Annotated in this window: 18 protein-coding genes; 10 read left to right on the top strand and 8 right to left on the bottom strand. The window is 55.3% G+C overall.

Annotated features, from left to right (window positions below; all coding sequences use genetic code 11):
- Window positions 1–12 precede the first annotated feature (12 nt).
- The 6 genes from ACOSDM_RS14375 to ACOSDM_RS14400 all read left to right on the top strand — a co-directional run bounded on the left by ACOSDM_RS14375 (window position 13) and on the right by ACOSDM_RS14400 (window position 9,004).
- Complete coding sequence (locus tag ACOSDM_RS14375; protein ID WP_420725227.1) at window positions 13–687, top strand: OmpA/MotB family protein; 675 nt, start codon at window positions 13–15, stop codon at window positions 685–687.
- A gap of 117 nt (window positions 688–804) precedes the next feature.
- On the top strand, window positions 805–1,632 hold the full coding sequence (locus ACOSDM_RS14380; protein WP_420725228.1) for an MBL fold metallo-hydrolase: 828 nt from the start codon (window positions 805–807) through the stop codon (window positions 1,630–1,632).
- A gap of 236 nt (window positions 1,633–1,868) precedes the next feature.
- On the top strand, window positions 1,869–3,383 hold the full coding sequence (locus ACOSDM_RS14385; protein WP_420725229.1) for a tetratricopeptide repeat protein: 1,515 nt from the start codon (window positions 1,869–1,871) through the stop codon (window positions 3,381–3,383).
- A 16-nt stretch (window positions 3,384–3,399) separates the two neighbouring features.
- Window positions 3,400–4,755 carry a FecR family protein gene (locus ACOSDM_RS14390; RefSeq protein WP_420725230.1) on the top strand — a complete coding sequence of 452 codons (1,356 nt, stop codon included), beginning with the start codon at window positions 3,400–3,402 and terminating at the stop codon, window positions 4,753–4,755.
- A 41-nt stretch (window positions 4,756–4,796) separates the two neighbouring features.
- Window positions 4,797–7,079 (top strand): CHASE2 domain-containing protein, encoded by a 2,283-nt coding sequence (locus ACOSDM_RS14395; protein ID WP_420725231.1) that lies wholly within the window; start codon window positions 4,797–4,799, stop codon window positions 7,077–7,079.
- A 134-nt stretch (window positions 7,080–7,213) separates the two neighbouring features.
- Window positions 7,214–9,004 carry an HD domain-containing phosphohydrolase gene (locus ACOSDM_RS14400; RefSeq protein ID WP_420725232.1) on the top strand — a complete coding sequence of 597 codons (1,791 nt, stop codon included), beginning with the start codon at window positions 7,214–7,216 and terminating at the stop codon, window positions 9,002–9,004.
- 2 nt (window positions 9,005–9,006) lie between these two features.
- On the opposite strand, the gene ACOSDM_RS14405 is transcribed toward ACOSDM_RS14400, so the two are convergent.
- On the bottom strand, window positions 9,007–9,603 hold the full coding sequence (locus ACOSDM_RS14405) for a pyridoxamine 5'-phosphate oxidase family protein (RefSeq protein WP_420725233.1): 597 nt from the start codon (window positions 9,601–9,603) through the stop codon (window positions 9,007–9,009).
- Window positions 9,604–9,710: 107 nt separating this feature from the next.
- Here ACOSDM_RS14405 and ACOSDM_RS14410 point away from each other — a divergent pair, with 107 nt between their 5' ends.
- Window positions 9,711–10,622 (top strand): LysR family transcriptional regulator, encoded by a 912-nt coding sequence (locus ACOSDM_RS14410; RefSeq protein WP_420725234.1) that lies wholly within the window; start codon window positions 9,711–9,713, stop codon window positions 10,620–10,622.
- An 8-nt stretch (window positions 10,623–10,630) separates the two neighbouring features.
- Here ACOSDM_RS14410 and ACOSDM_RS14415 read toward each other — a convergent pair whose 3' ends face one another.
- On the bottom strand, window positions 10,631–12,586 hold the full coding sequence (locus tag ACOSDM_RS14415) for a PhoX family protein (RefSeq protein WP_420725235.1): 1,956 nt from the start codon (window positions 12,584–12,586) through the stop codon (window positions 10,631–10,633).
- 227 nt (window positions 12,587–12,813) lie between these two features.
- Here ACOSDM_RS14415 and ACOSDM_RS14420 point away from each other — a divergent pair, with 227 nt between their 5' ends.
- From ACOSDM_RS14420 to ACOSDM_RS14430, 3 genes are all read left to right on the top strand, one after another.
- On the top strand, window positions 12,814–13,491 hold the full coding sequence (locus tag ACOSDM_RS14420; protein ID WP_420725236.1) for a DUF6134 family protein: 678 nt from the start codon (window positions 12,814–12,816) through the stop codon (window positions 13,489–13,491).
- Between the two features lie 76 nt (window positions 13,492–13,567).
- Window positions 13,568–14,326, top strand: a complete 759-nt coding sequence (locus tag ACOSDM_RS14425; protein ID WP_420725237.1) for an SDR family NAD(P)-dependent oxidoreductase — start codon at window positions 13,568–13,570, stop codon at window positions 14,324–14,326.
- Window positions 14,323–14,763, top strand: coding sequence for a nuclear transport factor 2 family protein (locus ACOSDM_RS14430; protein ID WP_420725238.1), 441 nt, complete (start codon window positions 14,323–14,325; stop codon window positions 14,761–14,763). Before ACOSDM_RS14425 ends, ACOSDM_RS14430 begins: the two co-directional genes overlap by 4 nt.
- Window positions 14,764–14,766: 3 nt before the next feature.
- Here ACOSDM_RS14430 and ACOSDM_RS14435 read toward each other — a convergent pair whose 3' ends face one another.
- Genes ACOSDM_RS14435 through ACOSDM_RS14460 form a run of 6 tightly spaced genes read right to left on the bottom strand, consistent with a single transcriptional unit; the run spans window position 14,767 to window position 21,596 of the window.
- Entirely contained in the window at window positions 14,767–15,342 is a 576-nt protein-coding gene (locus tag ACOSDM_RS14435) for a DUF3833 domain-containing protein (protein ID WP_420725239.1), read from the bottom strand.
- 1 nt (window position 15,343) lies between these two features.
- Window positions 15,344–16,663: an MFS transporter gene (locus ACOSDM_RS14440; RefSeq protein ID WP_420725240.1), complete on the bottom strand. Its 1,320-nt coding sequence runs from the start codon at window positions 16,661–16,663 to the stop codon at window positions 15,344–15,346.
- Between the two features lie 34 nt (window positions 16,664–16,697).
- Window positions 16,698–17,951 (bottom strand): class I SAM-dependent methyltransferase, encoded by a 1,254-nt coding sequence (locus ACOSDM_RS14445; RefSeq protein WP_420725241.1) that lies wholly within the window; start codon window positions 17,949–17,951, stop codon window positions 16,698–16,700.
- 40 nt (window positions 17,952–17,991) lie between these two features.
- A complete protein-coding gene (locus tag ACOSDM_RS14450; protein WP_420725242.1) occupies window positions 17,992–18,780 on the bottom strand; it encodes a DUF1365 domain-containing protein in 789 nt (262 codons plus the stop codon).
- The gene (locus ACOSDM_RS14455; RefSeq protein WP_420725243.1) at window positions 18,777–20,141 is read right to left on the bottom strand and encodes an NAD(P)/FAD-dependent oxidoreductase; all 1,365 of its coding nucleotides are present in this window, start codon (window positions 20,139–20,141) and stop codon (window positions 18,777–18,779) included. The genes ACOSDM_RS14450 and ACOSDM_RS14455 overlap by 4 nt, the downstream gene beginning before the upstream one ends.
- Before the next feature lie 3 nt (window positions 20,142–20,144).
- A complete protein-coding gene (locus ACOSDM_RS14460) occupies window positions 20,145–21,596 on the bottom strand; it encodes a cryptochrome/photolyase family protein (RefSeq protein ID WP_420725244.1) in 1,452 nt (483 codons plus the stop codon).
- Window positions 21,597–21,631 lie beyond the last annotated feature (35 nt).

A 21,631-nucleotide genomic window follows, 5' to 3' on the forward strand; every position in this document is an offset into this window, starting at 1 on the left:
GGGAGGGGTGATATGGCTAAAAAGCGCAAACCTCCCGCCGGGGAAGCGCCCGACGAGGTCGAGGATTGGCTGGTCACATATGCGGATGCCATCACCCTGCTTATGGCGTTTTTCGTGATGCTGGTTTCCTTCTCGAAAGTCGATCTTCCCATGTTTGATGAGGTGAAGGCCGGAATTGCCGATAAGATCGGTGCGGGCGGCGGAGATACCCCGTTATTCGACCTGGAAGCATCGTTGAATTTTGAATTGGCGGAAGTCAGCCCGTTTCCACCCAATGCGATCAATGTTGGATTTGATAATCAGGGGGTGGTCATTGATTTCTCCAGCGGCTCCTTTTTCAAAGATGGTACGACGGAGCTGGATGAGGGTGCGATCCCGGTACTGGAGGCCATTCGGGAACAATTGCGCCAACCGCCCTATGATATCTTTAAGGTCGATGTGGAAGGGCACACATCCAACAGAACCCCACCGTCAGGGTCCATCTATCCAACCAATTGGGAGCTTTCCGCCAGTCAGGCAGCCCGCATTGTGCGCGAACTTATTGATCTGGGCGTTGAACCAAAATGGCTGACAGCAACCGGCTTTGCCGACACCCAACCCAAAGTCCCGAATCTGGATGTCGCCAAGAATCCCATCGTCGCGAACCAGCAACAGAACGAGCGCATATCACTCAGACTTCATCCATAAGACCCTAAAGCCGTGCGGTTTGTTTAAAATTGTATATACTTTTTATTTAAATGAGCCTTTATGCTGATAGAGGAACCGGTTCAGGATAGTTAGTGGGAGAATTGAGAGGTATGATCAATGGCGTTTAAGGTAAAGTTCTGGGGAGTGCGCGGGTCTATTGCCTGCCCGTCGCCACGCCATATCGGCTTTGGGGGCAACACCAGTTGTATTGAAGTCTCCGCCGGGGGGGAGCACATCATATTCGATGCGGGAACGGGTATCCGTTCGCTGGGTCAATGGATGCTGAAAAAAGATGTGAAGCACGCCCACCTGATGCTGTCCCATACCCATTGGGATCATATCAATGGTTTCCCCTTTTTCACGCCCGCCTTTCTGCCGGACCGGTCTTTTGAGATCATGGCCGGGCATGTTGAAGAAGATCAGGGCGGCATTCGGAAGGTTCTGTCGGGGCAAATGGCGCAGCCGTTTTTTCCTGTCCCCCTGGAAGCGATGCGCGGCAAATTGACGTTTTCGGATTTCAAGGCAGGCGATGTCTTCGATTTATCAGAAAATGTCCGCGTAAAAACAATGCCCCTGAACCACCCCAATGGCGCAACCGGCTATCGCATTGAACATCGCGGCAAGGCGATGTGTTACGTGACCGACACGGAACATGTGCCCGGCAAGCCGGACGAAAATGTCCTGGCCCTGATCGAGGGGGCGGATCTGGTAATCTATGACAGCACTTATACGGAGGAGGAATTTCCGGAAAAGGTGGGCTGGGGCCATTCCACATGGGAAGAAGGCATCCGACTGTGCCGTGCCGCAAATGTCCGAATGCTGGCGATTTTCCATCACGATCCCACCCATGATGATGCCTTTATGGAGGCCTTGGAAATCAAGGCGCGCGAAACCTGGTCCGGCGCGATCATCGCCCGGGAAAATATGCGAATCAATCTGCTGTAAGGGCGCACAAGGGACAGCAATCAAGCCTGACAAAACGCAGAGAGGCAGACAGAGACGATTTTCCGTTGCAAACCGGCAACAATAACCCGCAACTTTACGAAAGATAGTGGTTAACGGTCACTTTTATTGAAAAACGAATATGCATTTATGCTAAAGTATCAGCATTAAGTTATATTTTTGTTTGGATGGCGGGGGCGGTATCAGCTGCATATAATTGGACTAAGGAAGTTCGTGAAATGGACTGTCGGCATTCTTTTATTCTTTCGATTGTTGTGACCTCCATCGCCTGGGCTATTCCTTCAGGAATGGCCAGCGCCCAGCAGGTCGCACAAAACTCTCTGGATCAGCAAATCGATGAGGCTCAGCAAGGCACGCCAGCCTTAAATGACGTCAGGCAAGCGACCAGCGCCGCTATTTCAGCGATGAATGATCCAAACTGCCCGCCGGTCACTTTTGCAGATGTCCTGTCCAATCCTGACGACACCGCCTTGAATGTCTGTTATGCGCGCAAACAGATTCAGGACGGCAATGTGAAGGGCGCGCTCGCCACGCTGGAGCGGGTTCTGCTGATCGCACCAGAGGCGCTGAATGTTCGGCTGTTATATGCCATCATTCTGTATCGCCTGGACAATATGGCCGGTGCCGAACGAGAATTTCAAACTGTCGCAGAAGCGGATCTGCCGGACGATGTGCGCCAACAGGTGAATACCTACCTTGCCGACATTCAACAGCAACAACAGGCAACCAAACAATCCGTGCGGGTCAGTGTCGGCGTTTATGCCGATACCAATCGTAATGCAGCACCGGTTTCGGAAAGCCTGATGGCCTTTGGCGCACGCAGTCCGATTGCCCTGGAGCGGGATCGCCCAAACGGCGATATCGGGTTACTGACAATATTGGGATACGACTTCACCCATGATCCCGGCCTTCAGAACCAGCATGAATTCTTTGGCGGCGTCGATCTGTATGGGGACACGCTGTCAGAACAGAACAAGCTGGATATTCAGGCCCTGAACACAGATCTGGGATTCCGCTGGCGCTATCCAAGCATCACCATCGCGCCCCGGGTTTTCCTGTCCAATATGCGCATCGGCTGGAACAAGTTTTATACCTCAAAAGGTGTTGAACTGAGGCTGGATCACAAGATTCGTCTGCCCGACCCGGACGCCGCCCTGCTGGACACCTGGTTTCTGGTCTCCGGTCAGGATGAAAACTATCACAACACGCCTGATTTCCAGACCTTAACCCTGCGCAGCGGCAAGAAATCCGATGTGGAGCTGGGGGTTGGAACGCTTTTATTCCCGGATCACTATGTCTCCCTGGTCGCACAGTCTCAATATAAGAGCGGTGCCGCCGATAGCGGAAATAATGGGGCGAAGACCTTCTCATATTCCTATCAAAATGTTGAGGCGAACCATACCTGGATCCTGGAAAACGGGAAGTTTCTGGTCAGCAGCGTGATGCTGGGCACAAGACAATACAAACACCCGGACCCCTTGGTACAGAACGGGGTTCATCGGCTGGAACAGCCCTTTCGTGTTCGCATGACCTATGGGATGCCCCTATCAGAATTGATCGGGTCGGACTGGATACAGGAACAGCGCACGGAAAACGCGGAATTTCTGTCTTTTGCCGAAGAGACGACGATCTCTCTGACCGGGGAATATCGCTATCAGCGTTCCAATATCACAAACTACCAGACCGAAAATAAGCGCATCCAGCTCCTGCTGTCTCGCGCCTTTGATTTTTGAGGAAGGGATCGGCCCGATGACATATGCGACACGCCCTCTTACCGCACAGATTTGCGCCGTCGCCGCGCTGGTCCTTCTGCCCTTCGGTCCAGCCGTTTCGCAAGACCTGGTTCAGGCCGGCGTTTCCGCGGCGGTGCAAGGTCAAGTCAGTGTTGCGCGCGTCGATGCGGTCGGGCGGCAAATCGACAGTGGCGAGCCGATCTTTCTGAACGATGCCGTCACATCAGGGCCGGACTCCGGCATGCAGATCATGCTGTTGGATGAAACCGTCTTCACCATCGGTCCGGAAAGTGAAATTTCCATCGATACTTTTGTCTATGACCCCGCGACCGGACAGGGCTCTCTTGCTGCCAACATGACCAAGGGGGTGATGCGGTTCGTGACGGGGAATGTATCGTCTGGCAATCCCCAGAACATGACGATCAAATTGCCGGTCGGCACCATTGGGATTCGCGGGACCCTTGGCGATGTGGCCATCCTGACCGTGGAAGAGGCAACTGAAATTTTCCCGCAGGAGATGGAACAACAGAATCAAGGTGCCCAAGATACATCCGGTAACCCGCAACCGGTGGTCTTTGCAGCCCTTTCCGGACCGGGGCCACTGACCCAGACCGGTGCGCCGATCGGGTCCTTCACCTTTTCCTCTCCCAATGGATCTGTAGATCTAAATCGACCGGGCGGTGCCGTTCTGGCAACCCCGGGGCAACCCCCTGTGTTTTTCATCGCCCCACCTGGCGCCCTGCAACAGATCAGCGCTGGCCTGACAGCACGGGGTGGCAATCAGAGTTCTAATTCCAATAGCGGCAATGATTCTTCTGGTGATCAATCCAATACCACGGATACCAATACGGAAAGCGGCGGTACCGAGAATGCTCAGTCCCAATCCAACGTATCGAATGACACCTCCTTCAAGCAGGTAAACACAATCAGCACCACCACCACCAATACAAGCCAGTCTCAGGATGTCGCCAATACTAATGATCTGGCCGGCAACAGTCGGGGTTTCACCTATGCCGATATCGCTGCGGCATTTTCCGGGGAAAGCAGTGTCAGCGGTTCAGGCGACCTGACCGGCGCGATAATCGGCAGCTTCAGCACCAATATCAATTTTTCCGCCCGCACCGTGGATATTCAGACAGGCAACCTGACACAGGGGTCGACAAATATTGGGACCGTTATCCTGAATTCCGGAAGCGGTGTGTCCGTGAACGACTTGACCTCCAGCTTCGCCATCGGATCCAACAACAATACCGGAACCTGCGGCAGTTGCACCGGCGGTGTCACATTTACCGGAACGAATTCACTGGAACTTTCGGTCAGCCATAATGGTGGAACCGGAACAGGCAGCGCGACGCTCAGCGCCGGCATGTGATTTTGTATCACAATCACTCTTTTCTAATCTGAAAGCCGACCATGACCTGGTTTGGGAAAAAAGCACATTTCTGGGCACCGCTTCTACTGTTGATCGGTGCCCTTTTTGTGCGTGCGTCAGAGCCCAATTGGCTGGAGGGGCTGCAATTCGCGGTATTTGACGAATTGATGCGCGCCTATCCGAGAGATTACAATCCAGACGCCGATATTCCCGTCCGGATTATCGACATTGATGAGGACAGCCTGGCCGCCCAGGGTCAATGGCCGTGGTCGCGCCTAACAATTGCCCAGATGGTTCTGAATCTGCGCCAGGCCGGCGCGGCGGTTGTCGCCTTTGATATTGTGTTTTCGGAACCAGACCGCATTTCCCCGCCGAATGCCGTAAAGGAATGGTCTGTTCTTGAAGGCGCAGACGACCTGATGGAGCGGATTAAGAACCTGCCAGACTTCGATGCTGCCTTTGCCCAGTATCTGGAGGCATTGAACCCTGTGGTTCTGGGATTCGTGCTCAGCCAGGATGAACGCCTGCCCCGCACACCGGATTTCGATGGAACCTTTGCGACCAAGGGACTGAATGCGGGCGACGTGCGGCGCTTCCTGAAACCCGTATATACGGGCGCTGTCACCAATCTGCCGATCTTTGAGAAGGCCGCATCTGGCAATGGCAGCTTCAGCATGCGCCTGGAACAGGACGGCCTGGTTCGCCGCGTGCCCGTGATTTTCCAGTTAGATCCCAAAAATGGGAGCGACACGCTGCTATACCCCTCGCTGGTCGCGGAAGCTTTCCGCACGGTTCAGGGGGTTAAAACCATGATCGTCCGGGCGGCGGGAACCGACAGCACAGCGTCCCTGTTGGAACAGGGCAATGTGAATGGTCTGGCCAATATCCAGATCGGCGCAAAAACCATCCCAACCGATCCTTTTGGGCGAATCTGGTTGCATTCCACCGGCCACCGGCAAGAACGGTTTATCTCAGCAAAATCCGTGTTAGACGGCACCTTTGATCCCACCCTTGTCCAGGGAGCCATCGTCTTTGTGGGCGCCACGGCAGCGGGCCTGCTGGATTTGCGCGCAACCGCCTTGGCCTCGCAATATCCAGGGGTGGAGATTCATGCTGAAATCGCCGAACAGGTCATCAGCGATCATTTTCTGGAACGCCCCGGCACGGCGTTTTATTTTGAGTTGGGTTTTATTCTGATCCTGGGTCTGCTGTTGATCATCGCGATGCCCCGATTGGGTGCGGCCAAATCCGCGCTGTTTGGCGGGATCTGCGTCATGGGGGCCTTTGGTTTTGCCTGGATGATGTTCACCCAGCATCTACAGCTGTTCGATCCTGTGTTTCCCAGCGGCGCGACGCTGGCAATTTATCTGGCAGGAACCGTAATACTGTTCGTTCGGGAAGAATCTCAGCGACGCCAGATTCGCGGCGCTTTTGCGCATTATCTTTCCCCGGATCTGGTGCAGCAATTGGCAGAACAGCCGGAACGCCTGAAACTGGGCGGTGAAACAAAGACACTGACCTTCCTGTTTTGTGATGTTCGCGGTTTCACAACGATTTCAGAAAGCTTTAAGGGCAATCCCCAGGGGTTGACCTTGCTGATCAATCGCTTCCTGACCCCATTGACGGACTGCATTCTGGATCGACGCGGCACGATTGATAAATATATGGGCGATTGTATCATGGCGTTCTGGAATGCCCCATTGGATGTGCCGAATCACCCTAAGGACGCCTGCGAATCCGCATTATCGATGTTTGAAGCCCTGGAAGCATTGAACAAAGAGCGTGAGGCAGAAGCACAGGCGGCGGGCGACCCCTTCCTGCCGTTGAATATCGGGATTGGGGTCAATACCGGGGATTGCGTGGTCGGGAATATGGGCTCGGACCAGCGCTTTGACTATTCCGTTCTGGGGGATGCCGTCAATCTGGCCTCTCGGCTGGAGGGTCAGTCGAAAAGCTATGGCGTGGGCATCGTTCTGGGCACCGACACATGGCACGCTGTTGCGGATGATTTCGCAACACTGGAACTGGATCGAATAGCGGTGAAGGGCAAGTCCGAGGCGGTGACGATCGCAACCTGCATCGGGCGCAGCGACCTCAGACAGTCGCAGGAGTTTCTGGATCATGCCCGGCACCATGAAACGCTGCTTTCCGCCTTTCGCGCGCAGGAATGGGATCAGGCTGAATCCCTGCTAAAGGCGCTGACCGGAAAATTATCCGGCCAGATGGATGGATTTTACGCGATTTATCAGGAACGCATCGACGAATACCGCCAAAATCCCCCGCCGGCGAACTGGGATGGCGTTTATATCGCAACCAGCAAATAACCCCTGGAAATGTTTTCCAAGGTTGCGATATACAAGTCGCGATGCTGTGATAAACTGCATTCGTTATTCCAATAATCACAAAGTTGCTGCGTGAAACAGCAACTGAAGCCGGTATGGGTTAAAAATACGTTCCCATGGAACATAATTCTGACGCTGACATCGATTTAAAAGAAGACGACCGGCGCGAAGACCGGTTTGGACGCCGTGCGGGCGAAAAGATGATCCATCGTCTGGTGGAGCTTGGGATCGCGCTGTCGTCTGAAAAAGATCATGACCGCCTGATGGAAATGATTCTTTTGGAAGCCAAGAATATCTATAACGCCGATGGCGGAACGCTGTATCTGGTAACCGACGACGAAACCGGCCTGTCGTTTCAGATTATGCGCAATGACACGCTGAACATTTCCATGGGCGGTACGACGGGAAAGAAAATTCCATTTCCTCCCGTGCCTTTGTATCGGCCCGATTCATCCAAAAATATGAACAATGTTGCATCGGCTGTGTATCATCAGGCCGTGGCCAGCAATATCGTGGATGCCTATGAGGCCCAGGAATACGATTTTTCCGGCACCAAGAAATTCGATGAGACAACGGGCTATCGGTCGAAATCCTTCCTGACAGTCCCCATGATCAATACGCAGCGCGAAGTGATTGGCGTGTTGCAATTGATCAATGCACGGGACCAGACCAGCAACACCATCGCCTTTGAAACCTCGCTTCAGCCGATGATCGAGGCACTGACCAGCCAGGCAGCAGTGGCGCTGGAAAATCAAATGCTGATCCAGCAACAGCGGGCGCTGTGGAATTCCCTGATTGAGATGATCGCGGCCTCGATCGATGACAAGTCACCCTATACCGGTGGTCATTGTCAGCGTGTTCCAGAGATCACCAAACTGCTGGCCAAAGCCGCCTGCGAATCCGAAGAAGGGATCTTCGCCGGTTTCGACCTGGACGAGGACGAATGGTATGAATTGCATATCGCGGCCTGGCTGCACGATTGCGGGAAGGTCACGACGCCGGAATATGTCGTCGATAAGGCGTCCAAGCTGGAGACGATCTATAACCGCATTCACGAGGTTCGCACCCGTTTTGAGGTGATGCATCGGGATGCGGAAATCGAATGCCTGAAACGGAAGCTGGACGGAGAAGACCCCGATACCTGTGACCGGGATTTTCAATTCGCTGTGGATAAGCTGCAGGAAGAATATGCTTTCGTCGCCAATGCAAATGTTGGTGGGGAATTCATGGACGATGCCGATATTGAGCGCCTGAAAGAGATCGGGCAACGACGCTGGACCCGCTATTTCGACAAAGGGATTGGGTTGAGCCCGCCAGAGGCCATGCTGGTGGCAAAGAACCCGCCACCGCCTGCCCCGGCCCAAGAACCCCTGATCGGGGATCTGCCGGAGCACAAGACCGGCAATTATAATTTGGGCGAATTGACCAATCTGTCGATCCGGCGCGGAACCCTGACGGCGGAAGAGCGTGAGAAAATCAACGACCATATCGTCGTGACCATCAAGATGCTGGAACAACTGCCTTTCCCGAAGAAGATGCGTCGGGTTCCGGAATATGCGGGCGGTCACCACGAAAAGATGGACGGTACGGGCTATCCCAAAGGGTTGACCAAGGCGGATATGTCGATCCCCGCGCGCATTATGGCGATTGCCGATATCTTTGAGGCCCTGACGGCCGCCGACCGTCCCTATAAAAAGGCCAAGACGGTCAGCGAATCCCTGAAGATCATGAAATTCATGTGCAAGGACCAGCATATCGATGCAGATCTGTTCGACCTGTTCCTGCGCTCTGGCGTCTGGAAAACCTATGCCGATGAATTCCTGGACCCCAGCCAGGTGGACCCGGTCAATATCGAAGACTATCTGCCCAGCCCAACCATGCTGACGACCCAGAGCGCGGCGGAATAACCCTACCCCCGCCGTGCCAGTTCCGCCTCCAGCTCTGCGATGCGCATATGCAATGGCGCTACCGCTTGCTGGATTTCCGCATTGGTAAAGCGCGGCGTGATATGTTGCGGACAGTTCCATTCCAGGGCAGCGAGATCGATCAGGAAGGCCTGTTCAACCTTGGCCTTGTAATCCGGCATAGAGAGGGCCGTCAGAATTTCTGGGTCTTCGGTCACACGGGCATGGCCCATAATTTTCAGCCGCGCCCGCCTGGGATAATCCACCAGGATCAAGCTGACACGGTCATCCTGCTTCAGATTTCCGGCACTGATATACTGTCGATTGCCGCGAAAATCAGCAAAGCCCATGGTTGTTGGCGACAGCACCTTTAAGAAACCAACAGGCCCACCCCGATGCTGGACATAGGGCCATCCGGTTTCCGACACGCTGGCCATGTAAAAGCTGTCCCGTGCCTGAATGAAGGCCGTCGCATCTGCATCAAAGACATCCGGCTCAGACTCTCTTGTGCCGCGATTGGCATAGGCAGACCGGCTGCCGTGGCGCACCTGCTCAGCCTGAACAGCAGGGGTGAAGGTAAGTTTTGCATAATGGTCGCTCATGATTGCTTCTTTCCGATTGGGTTTTCGCTACAACCAAGATAACCATTGTTTTAAATGCAATTAATTCATATTATTTTACTTATTAATTCAGAATTTTGGAATAATAAATGGACCGGTTCCAGGCGCTTGAGACCTTTATCGCAGTGGCGGAAACCGGTGCCTTTAATGGGGCAGCGCAAAGACTGGGGCAATCGCCGCCCGCCGTAACACGCATTATTGCGCAATTAGAAGCCCGGTTGGGCGTAACTCTATTCCTGCGCACAACGCGGCAGGTTCGCTTGAGTGAATCCGGAGAACGGTTTTTGCACGATGCCCGCCGCGTCCTGTCAGACCTGCGCGACGCCGAAGCCTCCGTGACCGGCAGCCATGGCAGACCCCGCGGATTGTTGCGGATCACCGCACCGGTTCTGTTTGGCCGATACTATATCACCCCAATTCTTGCGGAAATGCTGGATCTGTATCCAGAGATGCGTGTGCAGGCATTACTGCTGGATCGTGTCGTCAATCTTGCGGAAGAAGGCCTAGATATTGCCATCCGGATCGGGGTACCGGAAGACTCCTCGCTAAGCGCCATTCGGGTCGGTGCGGTCCGGCCGGTTGTCTTCGCCGCGCCGGACTATCTGGCCCGGCATGGCACCCCGGCAGTGCCATCAGACCTGACAAGCCATTCCATCCTTCAGGCGGGCAATATCGAAAATGCCGCAAACTGGCCGTTTCAGAAAGAAGGAGACCGCCTTACCGTTCGGGTGACACCGAGAATGACGGTCAATGACAATCAGGCCGTCCTTGATCTGGTCCGTGCCGGCAGGGGGATTGGGCGGTTGTTATCCTATCAGGTGGCCCTGGCCCTGGACTCCGGTGCGGTTGTCCCTGTGTTGGAAGCCTTTGCCGCCCCCAGCCTGCCCATCCATATCCTGCATGGGGAGGGGCACCGCACCTCTGCAAAGCTGCGGGTGGCGGCAGACTTGCTTAGAGACCGCCTGCGCGCCAACCCAACCCTGCGACGTGCTAATCTTTAGGACAACCCTCAGACGCCGATCTTGCCGCCGCCCTGTTTTGTGATCATCACGACAGACGGGCGCGGGGGCATGCCGTCTTTGAAGTCGGGCCAGCGCGTGGCCGGATCTTCGAAAGTCGATTCCCGTTCAAACCCGGTATAGTTCTTCACACCGTCGGATGCCGGATGCTGAACCGCGACGAAGAGCGTTGCGCCATCTTCACTGAAGCAGGGGCCGCACATTTCCGCACCAATTGGCACGCGGAAGAACATTTTGCCCGTACCCCGCAAGGCGCCCTCGGTTTCCAGTGCCCAGATCCCATCAGCCGTGCCGGATTTCGCCCATGCACTGCCCTGATCGGTCGAGATCCACAAACGCCCATCCGGGTCCACGGTGCAGTTATCCGGGGAGGCGAACCAGCCATTTTCCGTGGTCTGTGAATTCCACTGTGCATTCACGTCTGGCTTTGCCGGATCCCCACAGACGACCAACAAGGACCATTTCGCCATCGTCGCGGCATGGTCCATATCCGGCGGTGTCAGTTCCACAATCTGACCAAAGCTGTTTTCCGCGCGCGGGTTCGGGCCATCCACCTGATCGGCCTTGCGCTTGGAATTGTTCGTCAGCATGACATAGACATGACCGGTTTTCGGATTGGCCTGAACATCTTCGGGCCGGTCCATTTTGGTTGCGCCCAGGGCATCTGCTGCAAGACGGGTGGAGATCAGGACATCGCCCTGATCCTTGAAGCCGTTCTCCGCCGTCAGCGGTCCCTGGCCATGGATCAAAGGCATCCAGGTCACACCGCCTTGATCATCAAATTTCGCAACATACAGGGTCCCTTCGTCCAGCAAGTCTTTATTGGCCGCATGGTCCTGCATATTGACCGTGCCCTTGGTGACGAATTTATAGAGGTAATCGAAGCGTTGATCATCACCCATATAGACAACCAGACGGCCATCCTTATTAACGATGGTTTCCGCCCCTTCGTGTTTAAACCGGCCCAAAGCCGTGCGCTTTACCGGCGTTGAGGTCGGGTCCATGACATCCACTTCAACCACCCAGCCAAAGCGGTTCACTTCATTAGGCTCTTTCGTGATGTCAAAGCGGGTGTCGAATTTACCCCAGGCATACCACTGACCCGGTGCGCCATAGCGTTTCAGGGCGGCTGCTTCCGGATGGGCGTCCAGGGCGTCCTTGCCCCAGAAATATCCGTTGAAATTCTCTTCCGCCATCAGATAGGTACCCCAGGGCGTGATGCCGCCGGCACAATTGTTGATCGTGCCCAGAACGGTCGTGCCATTGGGATCGGCCTTGGTCTGGACCCTTGCATGACCGGCAGCCGGTCCAGACAGGCGCATTGGGGTGCTGGCAGTGATGCGACGGTTCATTTTACCGTTCGTGTCCGCCTTCCATTTGCCATTGGCATCGCGCGTCACTTCAACGACCGTGCCACCATGGGCGGCCATTTCCACCTTCACCAGAGCCTCAGTCATATCGGCGAAATCTTTCTTTTCCTGATCGCCAAGACCAGGGAACATCAGTTCTTCATTGGTGTATTCATGATTGACGCACAGAACCGCGCGATCATCGCTGACCGGGATCATGCCAATGAAATCATTATTATAGCCAAATTGGCGCAACTGAGACGCTTCTGTCTGATTGGCAGGGTCGAAAGCCGGGGAATCCGGAAACAGGGCATCACCCCAGCGCAACAGAATATCTGCATCATAACCGGGTGCGACATGGTGCGTCTCATCGACACCATGGCTGATTTCATCGAAGGCGAAACTGGCATCCATCGATGCCTGACCGGGCCGGGACAGGCCTGCAATTGCAAGCGCGGTTCCGGTCATCAAGGCCCCTTTCAGGACACCCCGACGGGAATAGCGCCGCTGACTGATGCTGCCAAAGGTTTCGTTGTCTGACGGGTTGCTGGGCTTGTCTTCAGCGAATTCCATCGCCTGTTCACGGGTAAGCGTCATAGCAGATCAATTCCTTATCAATTAAGATTGGGTAAGATGCAGCCCATGGCGGATCGCGTGAAACGATGACTGGGCACTGTGTCTAAGATATTGGAACAGGATTTCCACACCGTGACTCGACCGTGAAACATCCGTGACTGGTGCCAATACTTACTGTTGATCTGATCCAAAAGTGCCCATCAACCGTACCGATGGTAGGGTAAAAAACATATAAAAGGGCTCTTAGAATGCATCACACCCGCCGCCATGTGATTATGGGTGCAGCCAGCATCGCATTGATGGCTCCGTTTTCCGGTATTTCCCGGGCCAGCCTGTCTGAGGCCGAGTTCAGCCCGCGAGATGGTGAGCTTGATTTCGATGTCTTCCGCAATGGATCCGCGATCGGTCATCACAAGATTGATCTGCAACAGGATGGCAACCGCACGACAGCCCGAATCGACATTCTTTTGGAAGTCGGGATTGGGCCGCTGGTCCTGTACCGGTATTGCCATCAGAACACCGAAATCTGGGAAGACGGATCCTTTAAATCCTTTGCCTCCAGGACCGACGATGACGGAACGCCCTATGCCGTTCAAGCCGTGCGGAATCAATCGGTCATTCGGGTAACGCGGGATCACGACCAGGATTACGACATCGATGACCTGACGGTACTGCCCACCACGTACTGGAATGAGAAGACCGTTCATTGTAACCAATTACTGGATACCCAGAAAGGGCGGCTCATGGCGGTCACCGTCAAGCCTCAGGGATGGCAGACTGTCAGGACCGCCGCAGGCATGGTCGAAGCCCAGGGATTTGCCATCAGCGGCGATATTGAATTAAACCTGTGGTATGATCGAAAGAACCAATGGACGAAGTTGAGCTTCCCCTTCAAAGGGGATGAGTTTGATTATCAGCTCGTTTGAACCTTAAAGCCTGACTCGTTACCATAGTGACGCATACAATGTACGCGTACGCATCAGCGCGCCGGGAAGGAGCAGGATGAGCAACAGGGAGCCGGGACTGATCTGGATCACCGGGGCCAGCATGGGGATCGGTGCCCATCTGGCGCGCCATGCTGCCAATCAGGGATGGAAAGTCGCAATCAGCGCCAGATCTGAAGATAAGCTGGCGGCAGTGGTGAATGAGCATCCGGGCAAAATTCACGCCTATCCATTGGATGTCCTTGACCCGCAGGCGACGACCGCTGTTGTTGAGGCAATTGAACACGATCACGGACCCATTACGATTGCCGTTCTGAATGCGGGAACCCATGCGGATATGCCCGCCAGTGCCTTTGACGCCCAGGAAGTCGCGAAAATCTATGCCCTGAACATGACCGGCATGGCGAATGGATTGGACCCGTTGCTGAAGCGGTTTCTGCCCCGGGGTGCTGGGCAGATTGCCCTGACGGCCAGCGTTGCCGGATTCCGCGGATTACCCCGCGCCGGGGCGTATTGCGCCAGTAAGGCGGGAACCATTGCTATGGCCGAGTCCCTGGCCTGTGAGATCGATCCCAAGGGCGTGAAGGTCCAGGTAATCTGTCCCGGTTTCGTGCGCACGCCGCTGACCGACAAGAATGATTTTCCGATGCCGTATCTGATGGAGCCAGAGGATGCCGCCAGTCGGATCTGGGCGGGATTGATGAGCGACCGGTTCGAGATATCCTTCCCGCGCCGTTTTGTCTGGCAATTGAAATTCTTGCAGCTTTTGCCCGCAAAATGGTACTTTGGGCTGATCCGAAAAGCGACGGGCCAATGACGCAATCACAACACCTGCATACAATTACCGAACGCTGGGCGACGGCCTTCGCCGCCCCCATGCCAGGCGGGCTGCCGGCCCTGTTGGCCCTGGCGACAGAGGATATCCACTTCACCGATCCGTTCAACGATGTGCGTGGAAAACCCGCTTTGGCAGCCATTCTGGAAGATATGCTTGAGCGGTCCCATGCGCCCAGCTTCGCCGTGCATGACATCACCGCCTCTGACCGGGCGGGTTACATCCGCTGGTCCTTTTCCTGCATTCCGAAAGGCAGAAAGGACACCTGGCAATTTGAAGGAATGAGCGAGATTCACATTGCCGAAGACGGCCGCGTTAAGGCCCATCATGACCATTGGGACAGCGGCGCACAGCTTTATGCGAAACTGCCCGTGATTGGGTGGATCATCCGGCGCATACAGGCGATGATCCGGGTCTGAAATCTATTCGGCGGCGTGATCCATTGCCAGGGATTTGGGTGTCTTTTCGTCCATCCGGCTGAACGATATGACAACGGTGCCAAGCTCTATCCCCCATTTGGAGACCGTGGCGCGATTCATGACCACCCCGTTGGGCTGTAAGAACATCCAGTCATCGAATGTGACACGCAGCGTGCGCTCCTTCATTTTCAGATCATAGGTATAGGTCCACTGGAATGCATTCCCGGCGATCTGACCCTTTGCAATCCCGACAACACCCGCTGCGGTGCCTTCATAGGTCGTCGGCCCGGTGCGGGTCAGGGTCCAAATGCGCTGTTCGGTTTCACCATCGTCATAAACAAAGTCTTCCTGCAGATACAGTTTGTCACCCTCTACCTTACCCGTGATCGACACAACAAATTGCCTGCGGATGTCCCCGAAGCGGTCATAGAAAATTCCAGACGCTTCGGTCTTGCCCTCGAAATACTCTTCCAGGATAAATTTCGGTGTCTTGTCCTCAAAATCAGTTATTTTCATAGTGCTGCATCCCATTAACAGTGTCAGCGCCAGGATCAGCGCGCCCGTCAAAATCTGTTTCATATCACCCAACACCCTCTATCCGCGCCTTCAGCGCCTCCTGATCATTCAGGCTCAGTGGGAAGTGCCACATGACCGCTATGGCCCCCGCCTTGAACACAATCGGCACAAATCCGTACAGCAGAACCAACGCCGTCTCCCCACTGGTTTCCAGGCTGTTGGCCTGAAACCCTGCCCAGTCCAGCAGGGGGAATGCGATGCCCACTGCCAGGGCCAGCGACAATTTCGTCGCCATGCCCCACAGGGCGAAATAGACCCCTGTACGCGCGGCCCCGCCCCCGGCCTTGGTCAGGGCAGCAGTATCAACATCCACCACATCCGCCTGCATTGACGGGGGCAGCGCCAAATCCGCACCCAGGGCGAAACCAGTGCCGATGCACAGCGCCAGATACAAACCGCCGTCACCCACCCCAATCAAAGGCGCCAAGGCAAACCAGCCACAGGCCCAGATCATGGCAATACACCAGGTCCGATGCTTGCCAAATTTTCGCGCTATCCACAGCCATACCGGCATGCCAACAACGGCTACTAAGAAATACGTCAAAAGAAACAAACCGGATTGCTGAGGCGCGCCAACAATATTCTCTACGAATAGTAAAAACAGTGTCGCGGGCAATCCATTGGCGATCCCATTCAGGACCCAGGCCAGCAGAAGCCTGCGAAAGGGGCGGTTTCCAACCATCACCGATAAGCCCTGTCGCCAAGAGACTTTCGCTGTAACCGCAGCAATCTGAGGATCAGGAACTTTCCAAAACAGCGGTATCGCTGACAGCGGCAATCCGATTGCCAGAAACAATCCCACAATGCCCAAGGCATGCCCCCGATCCGCTGGAGACGCCGCCATAGCAACCAATCCCCCCGCAACCAATGTTCCTGCAATCACGAACATCTCTCGGGCCGCCGCGATGCGGTTGCGGGTGTTATAATCACGGCTGAGTTCCGCCCCCCAGGCCTGATAAGGCAACATGACCATGGTCCAACCCAGATGCAGAACAAGTCCGGCCACGACCAGATACGTGATATCCGCGCCCAGCGGTGGGCGAAAGATCATCCATCCTCCCAGCATGGCGACGGGAATACCCATGCCGACCCACCAACGTCGACGACCATATCGCCCCCCAATGCGGTCCGACAGAATGCCAATCAACGGATCCGTCACCACATCCCAGATTCGCATCAGGAACATTGCACCACCCACTGCAGCGAGGCCCAGACCGAGATCAACGGCGTAATAATTCGGGATATGCACATACAGCGGCAATGTCGCTGCCGCCAAGGGCAGGCCCAGCAAGCCATAGGCGATCAGCACCATCAATGGAACCATGGTTTGCGGTGCGTTAGGGGCGGGTTTAATGGCGTTAAACCTTTGCCAGGGTGACGCGTTTCACATCAACCGTGCCGGATCGGAATCCCGCCTCGCAATAGGCCAGATAATATTCCCACATCCGCTTGAAGCGATTGTCGAAACCGATTTCGGCAATTTCACCCCAGGCTTTCTGAAAGCGATCATTCCATTCAGACAGGGTTCTGGCATAGGAAAGACCAAAACCTTCCGAAGAAATCTGGCTAAGTCCCACCGCTTCCGCGCCCATTTTCAAAGCACTGGGCGATGGCAACATGCCGCCTGGAAAAATGTACCGCTGGATAAAATCCGGACGGCGGCGATAATTGTCAAAATGCCGATCCCCAATCGTGATGATCTGCAGGGCCGCGCGCCCACCCTCTTTCAGGCGATCGCGCACTCCATCAAAGAACACCGGCCAGTATTTCTCTCCCACCGCCTCGAACATCTCTATCGAGGCGATGTGGTCAAACTGACCCTCCAGATCCCGGTAATCGATCAGGCGGATATCGACCTTGTCATTCAGTCCCTCCCGCTGCATGCGGGCCTGGGCATAATCGTGCTGTTCGCGGGAAATCGTGATGCCGGTCACTTTCGCGCCCCGCTCCTTTGCGACGCGCTCTGCAAAGCCCCCCCAGCCACAGCCGATTTCCAGCACGGTGCTGTCGGGCGTCAGATTAAGGCGATCCGCCAGCAGGTCATATTTACGGGCCTGGGCGGATTCCAGATCCCCCGCCACATCGTCAAATTGTGCAGAAGAGTACGTCATGCTGGGGTCCAGCCAGCGCTCATAGAATGCATTTCCCAAATCGTAATGATGGGCGATATTCTTGCGGCTGCCGCGCTTGGAATTGCTGTTGAACCCGTGATGGATCAGGCGGTTGGCGACACGATAGACCATGCTGCCATTCAGGGTTTCGTCCAGTGCCTCATAATTCATCGCACCGACCGTCAGGAAATCCGCCAGATTGGAACTGTCCCAGTCCCCATCCAGATAGCTTTCCCCTAATCCTACATTGCCACCCAGGATCATGCGAGGGACCATGCGGCTGTTGTTCAGCGTTATCGGGCCATTGGGACCCGGCTCCTTGCCGCCACATTTACGCGTCACACCTTCCGGCACGGTGACTTCAAACGTGCCATAATGGATGCGGTTTGCCATGGCGAAATGTAACCGGCTTAACAGTGACAGCCTCGGTTCATCCTGATTCTTACGCCCAATCATCTGATCCCCAGTCGAATAGTCAGTTTTGGTAACGCCATCGCTCATTATCAATTCTTCCCCATCCATATTGCCCGTTTTGGTATCGTCATCGCGTTACATGTTTTGTTGGCGCGGGTGGTTTCGGGTAATATTTCGCCCCCTTCAACCAAAGCCTCAGCGCCTCCCAATGGATGCCGCCGATCACTTTCGCGGTCATCAAAGGATAGCGCAAAATTGCCCCCAGCAACGCCTTATCCGTCAGCGGCACCCCCCGGGCAGTATGCTTCGCCATCAGGATTGGGTCGCCTGTCGAATCGGACTGATTGATCAGCACTGACAGGCGTGCACCAGGCGCTGTCAGGCTGAAGTGGTATCGGCATGACATCTCAATAAAGGGGGAGACATGAAAAACCTTAGCTGTTTCCTGATGGATGGCCGCACCTGCCGCCTGTTCCGCCGATACAGGAATAAGATAGCCGTGAGATTCCCCGAATGTATTTGAGACCTCATACAAGACAGCCCGAAGCTGGTGATCAGAATCATAACAGTAGTAAAGGCTCAACGGATTGAAGGCATAGCCCCATAATCTGGGAAATGTCAGCAGATGGATTGCCCCATCCTTCAGCGCCAGACCCTGTTCTTGCAAGGCAGCTTCGACCCAGCCCCGAATGGCGCTGCCGTCCCGCATCCCGTAATCCCGATCCCACAGGCTGATCGGCGCCCAGCGATTATGACCAAACAACCGCATGCGCTGATCCATCTGTGGCAGGGCGTCCACATCGACCAGAATTGAAAAGACAGAATAGGTCAGTTCATGAATAAAGGGCTTCATGCGTTTATGCATGACCTGGCCCCGATACAGGGTTCCATCAGACTGGAGCGCCGGATCGGTCATGCTGCCACCTCTTTCTCAGCCCGGCCCTTTGGAACGCCAACAGCAGCATCAGAGATTGGCCCGACGGCCTGCATGGCATGCACCGGGTGATGACCCCAGGGGGCGGCAACCCCAAAGGCACGGGCGACGGCAACGGCAGAGCCCAAACCATCCTCGTGAAAGCCATAGCCGCAATAGCTGCCACAGAACCACACACCACCATGCCCCTGAATCTCTGGCAGGCGGGCCTGCGCCTCCAGGGCCCCGTGATCGAATACCGGATGATCATAGTCGAATTCCTGGTGAATCATTCCAGGATCAATGTCGTGAATTGGATTTAATGTGACAAACAGCGGAAAATCGGGATCCAGGCTTTGCAGCTGGTTCATCCAATAGGTGACCGACACCTGGCGGGTGTCCAGGTCGGTTCCCCGTTGTGTCAGATAATTCCAACTGGACCAGACCTTCCGACGGCGGGGCATCTGTGCGACATCTTTATGCAGCACAGCCCGATTCGTCTGATAGGTGAACCGCGACAGGATATCAGATTCCTTATCGGTTTTATCCGCCAACAGGTGATGGGCCTGGTCGCCATGACAGGCAAAGACCACGCGGTCATAGTCCGCCTGACCGCCATCTTCCAGATGCAGGGTGACCTGATCATCGCCCCGCGTCACGGCCTTTACGCCCTGTTTGACCAGAACATCCCGACCCAGATCCGCCCGAATGCGATTAACATAATTCCGGCTGCCGCCCAGAACCGTCCACCATTGCGGCCGGTTTTCAACCTGCAACAGCCCGTGATTATCAAAGAACCGGATGAAACTGGCCGCCGGAAACTGCCCCATTTTGCTGACCGGGCAGGACCAGATTGCCGCGGCCATGGGCAACAGGTGATCGTCGACGAAAGCCCTGGAATATCCATCCCGCGCCAACAGATCCGCCAATGTCATCCCGTCTGCCGCCCCGGATGACAATAAGCCAGGGGCCACCTTATAAAACCGCAGAATGTCACGGACCATTCGGATGAACCGTGGGGAAATCAGGTTTCGCTTTTGCGCGAACAGGCTTTTCAGATCGCTGCCGCCATATTCCAGCCGCCCCTGATCCACCGATACGCCAAAGGACATATCCGTCTTGATCCGGGTCACACCCAACGTGTCGAACAATCCAATCAGATTGGGATAGGTACGTTCATTATAGACAATAAACCCCGTATCGACGGGGGTCGTTTCCCCATCCAGACCCGTTGGAGCGTTGACTGTGTTGGAATGCCCGCCAACCGTGCCGCCCTTTTCATAGACCGTGACATCATATGCGCCGTTCAACAGCCAGGCGCTGCCCAGACCTGCAATGCCGCTTCCGATAACAGCGATTTTCATAAATTATGCCGCCCCCTTGATGTCATTATACGCCTCTAGTGCCCGATTGCGGGCCTCAACATGGCGCACGACAGGTTTCGGGTAGGTTTTTCCAAGGTCAACCCCAGCCTCCCGCAGGACCTCTTGGGGGGCTTCCCAGGGTTTGTTCAGATATTTGGTCGGCATGTTCTTAAGTTCCGGCACCCAGTGGCGGATGTAATGGCCGTCTGGATCGAATTTCTCCCCCTGGCCAATCGGATTGAAGATTCGGAAATACGGCGCCGCATCCGCCCCACAGCCTGCTGTCCATTGCCAGTTGGCGACATTATTGGCCAGATCCGCATCGACCAGCGTGTCCCGGAACCAGGCTTCGCCCACGCGCCAATCAATCATCAAATGTTTGATCAGAAAGGATGCGACGACCATGCGCACGCGATTGTGCATAAATCCTGTCTGCCACAATTCCCGCATCCCGGCATCGACCAGCGGGTATCCGGTTCCACCCGTTCTCCAGGCTTTCAAAGCGGTCGGGTCTTCCTGCCACGGGAAGGCATCAAAGCGGGAATTATAGTTCTCTTGTGGCAAGGTCGGATTGTGAAACAGCAGGTTATGATTGAAATCCCGCCAGCCAAGCTCTCTCAGGAAGGACCATATGCCCTTATCCAGCACCGCCCCACTTTCAGTGCGACTCCTGTCCAGCGCGACATGCCATATCTCGCGCGGGCTGATCTCTCCAAAGGCCAAATGGGGGCTTAACCGGGATGTCCCGGCGATATCCGGTCGATTGCGCGTGTCGTCATATCGTTGGGCAATCGAATCCAGAAAATCGCCCAATCTTTGCCGCGCCCCGGCCTCTCCTGGTGTCCAGCTTTGACGCAACCCACCTGTCCAGTCGGGCTTGGTGGGCAGCAAAGCCCATTCCGCCAAAGTATCACTGGGAATCTGCTGTGACGGGGGCGTAATTATGTTTGGTTTCGCCATAGGGTTTGGCAAATCGCCAAGGTCCAATTCGGCCTTCCAGAACGGGGAAAACACCCCATAAGCCCCGCCCAGTTTGGTTTTAACCTCCCAGGGCTCATGCAACAGGGACCCATTGAAGCTTTCAACCAGAAGCCCCTGTTCTTTCAAATGCTGCTTGATCTCAGAATCCCGGGTAATGGCTTCTGGTTCGTAACACCGGTTCCAATAGACAGCGGTCGCCCCGGTTTCCTGGCACACATCCTCCAGACAGCGTCGGGCCGGGCCACGCCTTAGGATCAATTGGCCGCCAAGCGCTGCGATATCCTGTGCCAAGGCGGTCAGGCTGTGATGCAGCCACCACGCGCCAGCCGCGCCCACGGGCAATGCGCCCTCGCAGTCGGGGTCCAGGATGAACACGCAAGCGGTTTCATCCCCATGCGCGAGAGCCGCGCGCAACGCGGGATTGTCCGACAGGCGTAAATCCTTGCGAAACCAGTGAAGACTGACTTTTGACATAAACCCTTCCGACCCTGTGCCTCCACCAACAGGCG

Source organism: Hwanghaeella sp. LZ110, assembly GCF_048892525.1.
GTDB lineage: Bacteria > Pseudomonadota > Alphaproteobacteria > UBA8366 > Aestuariispiraceae > Pacificispira.